Below are 12,159 nucleotides of genomic sequence, written 5' to 3'. Positions count from 1 at the left end.
GGTTCTTGCATGCGGGCGCCGGGTGACGGGGCGCTTGATGAGTCGGCATGTTGGCTTCGCGTGCATGCTATTAACAAGCCAATGATTAAGAAGCCAACGCGACCGTTGGGGTCAGGCTGCAAAATGCAATTTCCGTGACAGCCTTTCTCCGCAGAGCAAAGCCGCGATGAGCCCTGCGAGCTCTTTCCAGTTGCGGGCAGCACTTTTGGCCAGGATCGCCGAAGGCGGCAAAGACGGGAAAACGCAAAGGAGTAATCTTCGGTACTGGAAATGGAACACGCGCAATACGGTCAGCCAGCGATACAACCTGAGGAGCCGGGCCAATGGGAAGCACCAGCGCAGTTGCGGCGGCGGCAGTCGCTTTCGTGGGTAGTCACTTTGTCTTGTCCCATCCGCTGCGCAGGCGTCTGGTCGGCGCAATTGGCGAAACGGGGTTCCTGGGCGTCTATTCGCTGGTTGCCTTCGTGACGCTCGGCTGGTTGATCGCCGCCTACCTGAAGGCGCCTTTGACGGCACCACTATGGCCGGTAGGCGACGGGCTCTGGGCGCTTGCAACCGTGGTCATGCTGATCGCGTCGATCCTCCTGATGGGCTCTCTGATCCGTAACCCGGCGCTGCCCACCGGCGGCCGGCCCGCTTCATGCCCGGAAGCGGCGCTCGGCGTGTACGCGGTGACGCGCCATCCGATGTTGTGGTCGTTCGTACTGTGGGGGCTGTGTCACGTCGCGGTGTTCCCGGTGGCCAAAAACATCATCGTCGCAGCGGCTATCGGCGTTCTCGCGCTCGTCGGCGCCGCCTTGCAGGACCGGAAGAAAGAGCAGTTGCAGCCCGATCTCTGGCCTGAATGGGAGTCGAAGACGAGCTACCTGCCGTTCGCGGCGATCGCCGCTGGCCGTGCGCGGCTGGGCGGGTTCGGCTTGCACGCGTTGTTGGGCGGTCTCGTTGTGTGGCTCGTAGCGACCTGGGCTCATATGCCACTCACCGGTTGGGCCGCGGGCGTCTGGCGCTGGCTGTAATCGCAGCGTGGCCTGTCGCGCCATAAAGCGGTAGCGGGATTTGATGAGCCCGGTAAGGCACCCGGGACACGTTTCATTTCCCGCTGACATTCACATTCCCCGCTGATACTTTCATTTCTACGCTCCCCTCCGCCGCAGAGAACCCATCTGCTTGCCAGGCTCCCAGCACATGGCGATGCAATCCGCAATCGCGCTGTTGCGAGGGTTATTTTCGAAAAGACAACATCGGCGACAAGCCGTCATACTCTGTCTCTTAATTGAGACGGACGTTCCGACAACGCAATCGGAAAACCTGGCCAGGCACCAGACCGATGCATCGCCGTCCGCCCCGTCTTTTTCGACGCCAATTTCCGCGTTGTTCCACGCGCGGATCACGTGGAGCGTATTTTGTAATGAGTTACACCCCTGACGTTCCGTTCGCTCACGACAAGGCTGATTCCGGCGCCTTCGTGGGCGGCGCGCCAGCGTTTCGCCAACTGGTCCGCATGATCGATCGGGTTGCCCCCACCGATCATCCCTTGCTCATTTTTGGGCCGACTGGTTCAGGCAAGGAACTGGTCGCTCGCCGTGTGCACGCACACAGCCTGCGCCAGGATCAACCCTTCGTCGACGTCAACTGCGGCGCGATTCCAGAGAACCTCGTCGAAGCCGAATTGTTCGGGCACGTTAAAGGCGCCTTCACCGGCGCGGGCGAAAACCGCCCGGGACTTTTGCAGCAGGTCGGCAAGGGCACGCTGCTGCTCGATGAAATCGGCGAACTGCCGCTCGCGCTGCAACCCAAACTGCTGCGCGTACTCGAAACGCGAACTTTCCGTCCGATTGGTTCGTCCACCAGTCTGCACTTCGCAGGACGCGTGGTTGCCTCGACCCACCGCGACCTGCGCGAACTCGCACGCGAAGGGCTCTTCCGCGAAGACCTCTTCTACCGGCTCGCGGTTTTCGTGCTTGCCGTGCCCGGACTCGAACAGCGCGTCGAGGACATCCCCGCGCTTGTCACCCACTTCGCGTCGCAGCACACGCGCCGTCTGGAGTTTTCGCCGGCCGCCGTCCGCCGGCTTGCCCAGCACGCATGGCCGGGCCACATCCGGCAATTGCGCAACCTGATCAGCCAGTTGAGCGTGCTCGCCGAAAACACGAACATCGACGTCGACTCGCTCGAGCCGTTTCTCGCCAACGAAACCGGCGGACCGGTGTCGCGCGCCAGCCTCGCCGACATGCTGCTGCAACTCGAAGGGCGCGACAAACTCGCCGCCGCCGAAGACCTTTTGATCGACCGCGCGCTCGAACGGACCGGGCACAACAAGAGTGCGGCGGCCACCCTGCTGGGTGTGGGCCGCAAGACAATCGAGCGGCGTCTGAAGTCGCGCGAGGAACATCACCGGGAAGCGCGCAAGTGTCTCGAACATGCGAGCGCGCTGATCGAGGAATCGAAGTTCGCCGAAGCCATTCCGCCGTTGCGCCGCTGCCTCGACCTGCTACAGACGCCCCATGAACAGGAGGCCGCGCGTCGTCTTCAGTTCGATGCCTACCGCTTGCTCGGCATGAGCCTGCGTAGCGTGCACGGCTGGCTTTACGCGGAGGCCACCGCCTGCTACGCCGCCGCGCTGGCCATCGGCGAAGGCGTCTGCACGCCCGCCGAAATCGCCGCGATCCAGTTCGGCGTCTGGACCACGCAGTTGACGACGCTCCAACTCAAACAGGCGCGTGCAACCGCGCAAAACATGCTGGAGCGCGCGCAGAACGGCGGTGACCGGGTGTCGCTCGACGAAGCTCACGTCGCGATGACCAACACCCTCTTCTGGCTCGGTGACAGCGAGGAAGCCCTCGCCTGTCTCGCGCGCGGCAACCTGCTTGGCGTGACGCGCGACGACACCCGTACGGGTTCGCAAGGGATCGATCTCGCCAGTCTCGCGTTGACTTTCGAAGGACTCGCGGCCTACCAGATCGGCGCATTCGTGCAGGCGCGGCGCGCCATGGAGATGTTGATCCTGCGCTCATCGGAGCCCGGCGCGCACGCGTTCGCTCATGCCGTCAACCTGCAGGGCGCCGCCTGGCTCGCCTGCCTGTTCGAAGACATGGACCGGCTAGGACACCTCGCGAGCGAACTCGAGTCAGTCTCGATCGCGAACGGCTTCGCGTTCTACCGGGGCGTCGGGCAGGTCCTTCGCGCATGCCACCTCAGTGCGCTCGGCCATTCCGACGAAGCGGAAACTGTCATGCTCGACGGCTACGATAACCACGTCGTTTGCAACGGCGGTGCGCTGTTCTATTCCTTCATGGCATGGCAGCACGGCGAGCTGCTGCTGCGCGCCGGCCGTGCGAAAACGTGCGAGGCGATGCTCGCCGCCGCGATCGATGAAACCCTCGCCCGTCAGGAACGGGTCTACCTGGGCGAACTCCTGGTCACCCGGGCGCGCGCCCAGTGGGCACTCGGCGAGGTGAACGCTGCGGAACTGGGCTTGCGTACCGCGTTGTCCACTGCGCTCGCGTTCGGCTCGGTGCCGGCGCGCGTGGACGCCGCGCGTTATCTCGCCGATCTGCTGCGCGCCACCGGCCGCATCGCCGAAGCAATCGACATCCTCGAGCGCGGTTTGCGCTCGCTGACGACTGATTCGACCACGCGTGTCACCAGCGCCATGAGTTTGCTCGCCGAACTTCAGCGCGAAGTTTCTATCGACGTCTACACGAAAGGAATAACAAATGGCATATGAGTTACGCGGGGAAGACCTGGAACCGCTGCTACTGGGCGCCGCGTTCTTTGGCAGCAGTAAATAGTCCTTCAACGTGCCCGGAATAGCCAAATGGACGAAATCGTCCAATTTCAGGAAAACGTATGGACGGGATTGTCCAATGTCGCGACTGAAATGTTCCACTGTTCCCGCCGCCATGCGGCTTTGCAGCATGGCACGGTCATTGCGTATATAGATTTGATATCTGCCACCGCCTGATAAAAACAACCCACCGAGGCGGTAGCAGTGCCCAGAACGTGCAATAAACCTGCCCGACAAGCTGGGGAACCGGGGGGACCAAAAAAAGATCGCGCGCTGCAATGTGTTCGACGCACCGACGTCCGGCGACGTCCCGCTTGTTTCTGGATCGCCGGCATCGCTGATCGAGGGATCGCCGTAAGTCATCACGATCCTGCGGTTAGTGATCCGAACCATGCTCGACGCGCGATCGACGCCAACGATACCAACTCGCTGGCGGGGGATTGAGAGAGGGCTGTGCTGTTGTTGTAGCTGCAACTGTTGTGTGTCGGCACGTGGCAACCGAATACTTCCATAGAGAAGATCGTTGCAATGCGTAACGCCGACATGGTGGAATCCGCCTGGCTATGCATCAGGCAGACCACTGCGAGGTTCGGCCGTCGTTGCCTCCCTTTGCGTGGACAAGCAGCGGCGGCCCGCCCTTTTTACTTGCCTGCGTCAATCGCGGCACATCGACCGATCCTGCGTGAAGCACTCTGCGGCACTCGCGCACCCGGCCACCCCCACGGATTTTTCTGGATAGCCAGGTAAGCGGTCTTTTTTGCATTGCATTACCGCGCAGATCCACTGCACGGACGAGAATCTGCTTTAGAAGCCCTGAGCGGTGTCAGATAGTTAGCGGCGTCGCGAACGGACCAGACTGGCCATCCACGGGGAAATCGGACAATGCACCACCATCTTTTCGAAAGCGAACTCGTTCATCTTGAACGCGTAGTCGCATGCGCGCCGCAAAAACCTTTTCCGCCGACCTACTGGCGCGATCGCGTCGAACATCTGAAAAATTCTCCGCAGGCGCCGATGTATCGCCACCGTATTGCCCGCCTCTCCCGCCTTGTCGGCGAATTGCACGGATAGGTCAACCCAGCGTCCTGATCGAATTGCTAATGCCACGCGCGCAATCGATCACCGCGGGGGCGAGGCGCTGCTCGGCATCGGCTAGCGTCCAGCGACTGGTCGGCGCGACCACGTGCACCGATGCCACGGGTCTTCTTTCGCCATCCAGCACGGGCGCCGCAATCGTCATGTCGCCGATGAACAGTTCCTCACGGTTCGACGTATAACCCCTGCGGCGCGCCTCCGCGAGCAGCGCCTCGATGTCGCCGATATCCGTCACCGTGTACTGCGTATGCGCGACACGGTCGTTCGCCTCGAGCAGCGCGCGCACTTCGTCGTCCGGCAGCGCGCTCAGATAGGCGCGGCCCGAGGCGGTGCAGTACATCGGAATACGGCTGCCTATCGGCATGTGAATCGGCACGAATTTCATGCAGACAAAACGCGCGACGTACAGCATCTCGGCGCCGTCCGGTTCGGTCAGGCTGGTCGTCTCACCGGTCACGTTCGTGAGTTCGGACAGGAACGGATTGGCCACGTCGATGAGCGTATCCGCCGCGAGGTAGTTGAAGCCAATCTGCACGACTCGCGGGGTGAGTTGATAGCGCTTCGTGCGCGGATGTTTGCGCACGTAGCCGAGCTTCTCCAGCGTGTAGATCATCCGTTGCGCCGAACTCTTCGTGATCGAAGTCGCCTCGGCCACTTCCGGCAGGCTCATGGTCCGGCGTTGCGCGCTGAATGCGCGCAGCACCGCGATGCCCTTTTCCAGCGATTGATTGAAGAGCGCGTCCGGCGCTTCGCTCTCGCTTGCCTGCTCCACCCCTTTGCCGCTCATGGAAATACCCAATGGTGATCGTGATGCATTGACGTTAGCATATCGCATATCGATACGCAAATAATGTTATTCGATATTTTTGACTCGAATATGATGAAGTCACACCAGTCACCGATTCCTCAATCGTAGTCCGTCACCGTCGTGGAGAATCTCATGATCCAGTTAGTCAAGCGCATCGCCGGCGCAGCCGTCGCGCTGTTGGTCCTCGCAGCAACGCCGGCCATGGCGGCCGCCGAGCCGGAGTACACGGTCGGCGCGACGGCCACCGGCGTGCCGTTCACCTTCCTCGACGTGAAGAGCAATTCGATCCAGGGTCTGCTGGTCGATGCGATCACCGCAACCGGCAAGGCCGCCGGTTTCGACGTGAAGGTGGAACAGACCACCTTCTCCGCGCTGATCCCGTCGCTCACCACGAAGAAGATCGACGTGATCTCCGCCGCCATGCTGAAGACGCCGGCCCGCGAGCAGGTCGTCGACTTCTCCGACACGGTCTATTCGTATGGCGAAGGTCTGATCGTGCGCGCCGACGACAAGGGCAAGTACACGTCGATGGACGACCTCAAGGGCGAAGTGGTCGGCGCGCAAGTGGGCACGGCCTTCGTCGACGCGCTGAACAAGAAAGGCATCTTCAAGGAGGTGCGCACGTACGACTCGGTCGCCGACATCATGCGCGACGTCGCGCTCGGCCGTATCAAGGCTGGCTTCGGCGATCATCCGATCATCGCGTACCAGTTGCAGAAGAACCCGAACCCGCAGTTGCGCCTCGTCGACGGTTATCAGCCGAGCGTGAAGGGTCAACTGTGCTTCGTGGTGCGCAAGGGCGATAACGCAACGCTGGAGAAGCTGAACGCCGGTATCCGCAAGATCAAGGCAGACGGCACGCTCACGCAGATCATCAAGAAGTGGCAGGTGGAATGACGCGGCTCGCTTCCTGAGGAGATCACGTCATGTTCATCCAGAATGCGCTCGACTTCCTGCCGATCCTGCTGAAAGGCGCGGTCGTCACCGTCGAGATCACCTTCTGCGCGTTCGTTCTCAGTACGCTCCTCGGGCTCGTGCTGGCGCTGATGCGCGTGTCGTCGAACAAGGTGCTCTCGAACGCGGCGGCCACGTTCATCAACGTGATTCGCGGCCTGCCGATCATCGTGCAGCTGTTCTACATCTACTTCGTGCTGCCCGATCTCGGCGTGCAGTTGAGCGCGTTCCAGGCGGGTTTCATCGGGCTGGGCGTTGCCTATTCGGCGTATCAGGCGGAGAACTTTCGTGCCGGCATCCAGGCAATCGACCACGGCCAGATCGAAGCCGCGCAATCCATCGGCATGCGTGGCGGGCTGATCATGCGCCGCGTGATCCTGCCGCAAGCGTTTCGAATCGCGCTGCCGCCGTATGGCAACACGCTCGTGATGATGCTGAAGGACTCGTCGCTGGCCTCGACCATCACCGTCGCGGAAATGACGCGCGCCGGCCAGTTGATTGCGTCGTCGACGTTCCAGAACATGACGGTATTCACGCTCGTCGCGCTGCTCTATCTCGCGCTCAGCCTGCCGCTCGTCTACGGCTTGCGGCGCCTCGAGCGCCGTCTCGGTCAGAAGGGAAAGCGATGATCGAAGTTCAATCCATTCACAAGCGCTTCCACGATCAGGAAGTGCTCAAGGGCGTCAGCCTCAACGTCGAAGCCGGCCAGGTCGTCTGTCTGATTGGGCCCTCGGGCTCGGGCAAGTCGACGCTCCTGCGTTGCATCAACGGTCTCGAAACCTACGACGCAGGCACGATCGCCGTCGAAGGCGTGCGCGTCGACGCCAGGTCGAAGCACATCCATGAATTGCGCACGCAGGTCGGCATGGTGTTTCAGCGCTTCAATCTGTTTCCGCATCGCACGGTGCTGGAGAACGTCTGCGAAGGGCCGCTCTATGTGAAAAAGGAAGCCGGCGATGCGGCGCGCGAGAAAGCGCGGCATCTGCTCGACAAGGTTGGCCTCGCGCACCGGATGGGCGCGTATCCAGCCGAGCTCTCGGGCGGCCAGCAACAGCGCGTCGCCATTGCGCGTGCACTGGCGATGGAGCCGAAAGCGATTCTGTTCGACGAACCGACTTCCGCGCTCGACCCGGAACTCGTCGGCGAAGTGCTCGGCGTGATGCGGCAACTCGCGAACGACGGCATGACGATGATTGTTGTCACGCACGAGATGGGCTTCGCACGCGAAGTGGCCGATCGCGTGTGCTTTCTGTACGACGGCACCATTTGCGAGGAAGGCGCGGCAGCCGATCTGCTCGAGCGGCCCTCTCATCCGCGCACGCGCGATTTTCTGCGCCGCATGCTCACGCCCACGTCGAACGGAATCGCGCAATGAAGTCAGTAGAAGCCGGCCAGCCGTTGCCGCCGTCGCTCTGGGCTGCCACCGCTGAGGCCGCGGTGCGCACGCCGCCTCTCGATGCACCGAAGCGTGTTCAGGTGGCGATTGTGGGCGCGGGTTACACGGGCTTATCCACGGCGCTGCATTTGAGCGAACTCGGTGTGGACGTCTGCGTGATCGATGCGAACGAGCCGGGCTGGGGCGCATCGGGACGCAATGGTGGACAGGTGATTCCGGGTCTCAAGTACGACCCCGACGAGCTCATGCGCCGTTTCGGCCCGGACGACGGCGACGCGCTCGTCAGGATGGTGGGTGGCGCAGCCGACACGGTGTTCGATCTGGTCGAGCGCCACGGTATTGCATGCGATGCGACACGCGCCGGCTGGATTCAGCCCACGCATTCGACCAGGCTGCTCGATACGCTGCATGCGCGTGCGCGTCAGTGGGAATCGCGTGGCGCGCGCGTCGAGTTGCTCGATCGCGCGCAGATTGCGCAGCGGCTCGGCACGGATGCGTTTGTCGGAGGATGGGTGGACCGGCGCGCGGGCAGCGTGCAACCGCTCAGCTACGCGCGTGGACTCGCACGCGCGGCCCTCGCGCGTGGCGTGGCGATTCACGGCGCGACGGCCGCGAGCCGCCTCGAACAACGCGCCGATGGATGGCGCATTCACACGGCTCAAGGACCGACCATCGACGCGCGTCAGGTCCTGCTTGCAACCAATGGATACAGCGATTCGCTGTGGCCGGGGATCGCGCAGTCGGTGATCGCGGCGAACAGCTTCATCGTGGCGACGAAGCCGCTCGCCGCGAGGATCAGCGCAAGCATACTGCCCGGGCGCGAAGTGGCGTCGGATTCGCGGCGCTTGCTGTTGTACTTCCGGCGCGACAGCGAAGGCCGCCTGTTGATCGGCGGCCGCGGACCTTTTCGCGAACCACGCGGCGCGGCGGACTGGGCACACCTCGAACGTGCGGCCAGATTGTTGTACCCGCAACTGGCGGACGTCGAGTACGAGTATCGCTGGGCCGGGCGCATCGCCATCACGCGGGATTTCCTGCCGCATGTTCATCTTCCCGCACCGGGGCTGACGATCGCGCTGGGCTACAACGGCCGCGGCATCGCGATGGCAACGACGCTCGGCAAACACCTCGCCGCGCATCTGGCAGGCGCGACGCGTGGACTGCCGTTGCCGCCGACATCAATCCGACGGATCCCGCTGCATGCGCTTCAGCGCTTTTATATCAGCGCCGGGGTTGCGTGGTATGGGTTGCTCGATGCGATGAGTTAGCCCTCTATACGATTCCTTGAGCCACCATCGCCAGCAGCAACCGTTCTGCGCCGATGCCAAAACCCGCACCTTCCCGATACGCCCCACCGCCGACGATCTGCTGTTGCGCGCCGAGTTCGGTGCAGCGCATCTCGAAGCCCATGCCGTTCAGGTAATAGCTAAGACCGCGTCGAGCCGAACTGTCGATTTCGTAGCGCAGTCCGAAGGAATCCAGAAAACCCGCCACGATCTCCTGACTGCGCACGTTGGCCCGTTGCGGATCCGGGCAAAGATATTCGAAGCCGAGTTGCGAGAATTCGCGGTAACGGCCTGCCTGAGGCCGCTCATACCGATAGCACCGCGCGACGTAGAACACCATGCGCTCCGTTTGCCGTCCCAGCAATTCCTTGCAGCGCTCCTGGAACAGCGCTGTCGCTTCCGGGATCAGACAGCAGGGTCTGCCTTTCTTGTCCGGGAAAGCCCACATCTGCCCGATGACCTCACTGCCACCGGCTTTCTGGATGAAGGTGTCTTGTCCCCAGAGCGCGGGAACGATCGCCTCCTCTGCCCCGGCTTCAATGAAGGTAGCTCCGGAAGCGATTTTCGAGTGCACGAATCTGTGCGGCTTCGGTTCCGACGATAAAACGGGTTCCACGGATCATGGTCATGTCTGGTCTCTTGTGCGTAGAAATAAAAAAAGGCGCCCTGGGGCGCCTTGGTCGTTGGTGCATGAAACGGGATCAGTAAAGTCCCGATTCCCTGCTATGGACGTAACGAACCACGGCGCAACGCATGCGACCGTGATGGTGGTGAAAGATGAACAGTACGTTACGGGATTCCATGGAGGGCATAGTCGCACATCGATTTAATTTTGGGAACACATCGCCACGTTCCACTCAATGCCGCCACGATCCATGCGGTAACTCGACGTCCCGCTGCGCCGCCGCCAATCCTTCGACGATGCCCGCGCGATCCAGCGCAATGCAATAGACCGGCTTAGCACGCTCGAAGCGCCAACTGTCGGCGAGCGCACCGGCATCGACTGGATCGAAGCCGAACTGATCGAGAAGCTCGCGCACGATGTGTTTGGCCTGCTCGTCATCGCCGGCGAACGGCAATGCCCGGCGGTTCGGCGCATCGGCAGGCTTGCCGTCCGTTTCGAGGTCCCTCGCCAGAATCGCGTTGAAGGCCTTGACCACCTTTGCGCCCGGCAATGCGGCGGCCAGCATCTGACTGGTGGTCGTCGAGCGACTCTCGAGCGCCTCGATGTGGCCGTCGCGGTCGGGATAGTAGTTGCACGTGTCGATCACGATCTTGCCGTCGAGCGCCGCAACCGGCAGCGCGTCAATGTTGCTGAACGGCACGGTCACCACCACCACGTCGCCGAACTTCGCCGCCTCTTCAGCCGTGCCGAGCGCGCAGCCAAGTGCCGCGGCCGTACTGATCAAGGTCCGCGGATCACGGGAATTACTGATCATGACTTCGTGACCATGGATCTTCGCGACGGTCGCCATCGCGCGGCCGAGAAAGCCGGCGCCGAGAATGCCTATCTTCATGTTTCACACTCCATGTTTATCCGCGGAGCACTCGGTTGAGTGCCCGCCCATCGATGAGAAGCACTATGATTCAAAACTTACATCGGATAAACAGGCGTAATTTGATGACTGTCGAAACCAACAGTGGTGAATCATGGATCGTTTGACCAGCATGGCCGTGTTCGTGAAAACCGCCGACAGCGGTTCGTTCGCCGCGGCTGCGCTCGCCCTCGGCATCTCCGCGCAGATGGCCGGCAAGCATGTCAGTACGCTGGAGGAGCGCGTTGGCGCGCGTTTGCTTAACCGGACCACGCGCCGCCAGAGCCTTACGGAGATCGGCCAGATTTTCTACGAACGCTGCAAGGCACTGCTGGCGGATGCCGACGCGGCCGAATTGGTCGCGCAGGAGCTGTCTGCCTCGCCGCGCGGGCGTCTGCGCATCACCGCGCCAGTGACCTTCGGCACCTGCTGTCTCGCGCCGATGATCACGCGCTACCTGAAGGCCAATCCCGAGGTACGGGTCGAGTTGGCGCTGACCGACCGCTTCGTCGATCTGATCGACGAAGGCTATGAAGCCGCGATCCGTCTCGGCTCGCTGTCGGATTCGTCGTTGATCGCCCGACAGTTGATGCCGTACCGGCTGGTCGCCTGTGCGTCGCCTGACTACCTGGCCGAGCGCGGCGAGCCGCAGACGCCGCAAGCGCTGGCGGAGCACGAGTGCCTGAGCTTCGTCTATACGAGCCTGCCGGTTCAGACCGAATGGCATTTCGCCGATGCCCAGGGCGAACACGTGGTGCCGATCTCAGGCCGCTTTCAGGCCAACGACGTGAAAGCGCTGCTGGCCGCGGCCCTCAATGGCGGCGGCGTGATCCTCGCGCCCGAAGTGGCGGTGAAGGACGAACTCGCCGCGGGCCGGCTGGTACGCCTGCTGAACAGCTACGAAGCACCCGCGCGACCCATGCACCTAGTGTTTCCGGCCAGCCGCGCCACCCCGAAATTGCGCGCGTTTATCGATCAGGTGGTGGCCGAATTCGGGCCGCACGCCGCGTGAAATGGGCAGCCGGGTACATCCGGAAGACGGCCTGCGCCACCCGCCAATCTCCACCCATTAGCCGCTAGAATTCCCGCCTTTGCCCGCGTCGGGCGCGCGACAAGGCAAAATACCGGTTTCGCGCGCGCAAAACGCGCCGCGAATCCGGATGAATCAGACCTCGGCGGCAGGCTTGCCGCCGACCCTCGCAATGACGCATGACGACGGCCCCGCACGCCAATCAGGCACTTCAGGCCCGTCGCGTGCGGCGCAGCCAGGACAGCTCGTCCTTTAACAGAGCCCCTCA

The 12,159-nt window shown here is 62.5% G+C and carries 11 protein-coding genes; 8 read left to right on the top strand and 3 right to left on the bottom strand.

Going from position 1 to position 12,159, the window contains the following annotated elements; translation table 11 throughout:
• Nucleotides 1-323 precede the first annotated feature (323 nt).
• From P3T25_RS28735 to P3T25_RS28725, 3 genes are all read left to right on the top strand, one after another.
• The gene (locus P3T25_RS28735) at nucleotides 324-1,016 is read left to right on the top strand and encodes an NnrU family protein (protein ID WP_154560781.1); all 693 of its coding nucleotides are present in this window, start codon (nucleotides 324-326) and stop codon (nucleotides 1,014-1,016) included.
• A 392-nt stretch (nucleotides 1,017-1,408) separates the two neighbouring features.
• Nucleotides 1,409-3,727, top strand: coding sequence for a sigma-54 interaction domain-containing protein (locus tag P3T25_RS28730; RefSeq protein ID WP_154560780.1), 2,319 nt, complete (start codon nucleotides 1,409-1,411; stop codon nucleotides 3,725-3,727).
• Nucleotides 3,728-3,817: 90 nt separating this feature from the next.
• The gene (locus P3T25_RS28725) at nucleotides 3,818-3,964 is read left to right on the top strand and encodes a hypothetical protein (RefSeq protein WP_154560779.1); all 147 of its coding nucleotides are present in this window, start codon (nucleotides 3,818-3,820) and stop codon (nucleotides 3,962-3,964) included.
• 895 nt (nucleotides 3,965-4,859) lie between these two features.
• On the opposite strand, the gene P3T25_RS28720 is transcribed toward P3T25_RS28725, so the two are convergent.
• The gene (locus tag P3T25_RS28720) at nucleotides 4,860-5,669 is read right to left on the bottom strand and encodes an IclR family transcriptional regulator (RefSeq protein ID WP_171927304.1); all 810 of its coding nucleotides are present in this window, start codon (nucleotides 5,667-5,669) and stop codon (nucleotides 4,860-4,862) included.
• A 153-nt stretch (nucleotides 5,670-5,822) separates the two neighbouring features.
• On the opposite strand from P3T25_RS28720, the gene P3T25_RS28715 reads away from it, so the two are divergent.
• Genes P3T25_RS28715 through P3T25_RS28700 form a run of 4 tightly spaced genes read left to right on the top strand, consistent with a single transcriptional unit; the run spans nucleotide 5,823 to nucleotide 9,308 of the window.
• Nucleotides 5,823-6,587, top strand: coding sequence for a substrate-binding periplasmic protein (locus P3T25_RS28715; protein ID WP_054041519.1), 765 nt, complete (start codon nucleotides 5,823-5,825; stop codon nucleotides 6,585-6,587).
• A 29-nt stretch (nucleotides 6,588-6,616) separates the two neighbouring features.
• Nucleotides 6,617-7,273: an amino acid ABC transporter permease gene (locus P3T25_RS28710; protein ID WP_154560777.1), complete on the top strand. Its 657-nt coding sequence runs from the start codon at nucleotides 6,617-6,619 to the stop codon at nucleotides 7,271-7,273.
• The gene (locus tag P3T25_RS28705; protein WP_429360168.1) at nucleotides 7,270-8,019 is read left to right on the top strand and encodes an amino acid ABC transporter ATP-binding protein; all 750 of its coding nucleotides are present in this window, start codon (nucleotides 7,270-7,272) and stop codon (nucleotides 8,017-8,019) included. Before P3T25_RS28710 ends, P3T25_RS28705 begins: the two co-directional genes overlap by 4 nt.
• The gene (locus P3T25_RS28700; protein WP_429360166.1) at nucleotides 8,016-9,308 is read left to right on the top strand and encodes an NAD(P)/FAD-dependent oxidoreductase; all 1,293 of its coding nucleotides are present in this window, start codon (nucleotides 8,016-8,018) and stop codon (nucleotides 9,306-9,308) included. The genes P3T25_RS28705 and P3T25_RS28700 overlap by 4 nt, the downstream gene beginning before the upstream one ends.
• A gap of 4 nt (nucleotides 9,309-9,312) precedes the next feature.
• On the opposite strand, the gene P3T25_RS28695 is transcribed toward P3T25_RS28700, so the two are convergent.
• Nucleotides 9,313-9,900 (bottom strand): ATP phosphoribosyltransferase regulatory subunit, encoded by a 588-nt coding sequence (locus P3T25_RS28695; protein WP_168435714.1) that lies wholly within the window; start codon nucleotides 9,898-9,900, stop codon nucleotides 9,313-9,315.
• 283 nt (nucleotides 9,901-10,183) lie between these two features.
• The gene (locus tag P3T25_RS28690; protein WP_429360164.1) at nucleotides 10,184-10,843 is read right to left on the bottom strand and encodes an NADPH-dependent F420 reductase; all 660 of its coding nucleotides are present in this window, start codon (nucleotides 10,841-10,843) and stop codon (nucleotides 10,184-10,186) included.
• A 133-nt stretch (nucleotides 10,844-10,976) separates the two neighbouring features.
• Between P3T25_RS28690 and P3T25_RS28685 the strand changes: the two genes are divergently transcribed.
• Nucleotides 10,977-11,873, top strand: a complete 897-nt coding sequence (locus tag P3T25_RS28685) for a LysR family transcriptional regulator (RefSeq protein ID WP_429360162.1) — start codon at nucleotides 10,977-10,979, stop codon at nucleotides 11,871-11,873.
• The last annotated feature ends 286 nt before the right edge of the window (nucleotides 11,874-12,159 follow it).

The sequence above is a fragment of the Paraburkholderia sp. GAS32 genome (assembly GCF_050434225.1).
Classification (GTDB): domain Bacteria; phylum Pseudomonadota; class Gammaproteobacteria; order Burkholderiales; family Burkholderiaceae; genus Paraburkholderia; species Paraburkholderia madseniana.
This window is presented reverse-complemented; position numbering and strand designations above follow the sequence as displayed.

Bases quoted from the DNA above. Each gene is read 5' to 3' on its own strand.
- P3T25_RS28735 (WP_154560781.1), top strand. From the start codon at position 324: ATGGGAAGCACCAGCGCAGTTGCGGCGGCGGCAGTCGCTTTCGTGGGT.
- P3T25_RS28730 (WP_154560780.1), top strand. From the start codon at position 1,409: ATGAGTTACACCCCTGACGTTCCGTTCGCTCACGACAAGGCTGATTCC.
- P3T25_RS28725 (WP_154560779.1), top strand. From the start codon at position 3,818: ATGGACGAAATCGTCCAATTTCAGGAAAACGTATGGACGGGATTGTCC.
- P3T25_RS28720 (WP_171927304.1), bottom strand. From the start codon at position 5,669: ATGAGCGGCAAAGGGGTGGAGCAGGCAAGCGAGAGCGAAGCGCCGGAC.
- P3T25_RS28715 (WP_054041519.1), top strand. From the start codon at position 5,823: ATGATCCAGTTAGTCAAGCGCATCGCCGGCGCAGCCGTCGCGCTGTTG.
- P3T25_RS28710 (WP_154560777.1), top strand. From the start codon at position 6,617: ATGTTCATCCAGAATGCGCTCGACTTCCTGCCGATCCTGCTGAAAGGC.
- P3T25_RS28705 (WP_429360168.1), top strand. From the start codon at position 7,270: ATGATCGAAGTTCAATCCATTCACAAGCGCTTCCACGATCAGGAAGTG.
- P3T25_RS28700 (WP_429360166.1), top strand. From the start codon at position 8,016: ATGAAGTCAGTAGAAGCCGGCCAGCCGTTGCCGCCGTCGCTCTGGGCT.
- P3T25_RS28690 (WP_429360164.1), bottom strand. From the start codon at position 10,843: ATGAAGATAGGCATTCTCGGCGCCGGCTTTCTCGGCCGCGCGATGGCG.
- P3T25_RS28685 (WP_429360162.1), top strand. From the start codon at position 10,977: ATGGATCGTTTGACCAGCATGGCCGTGTTCGTGAAAACCGCCGACAGC.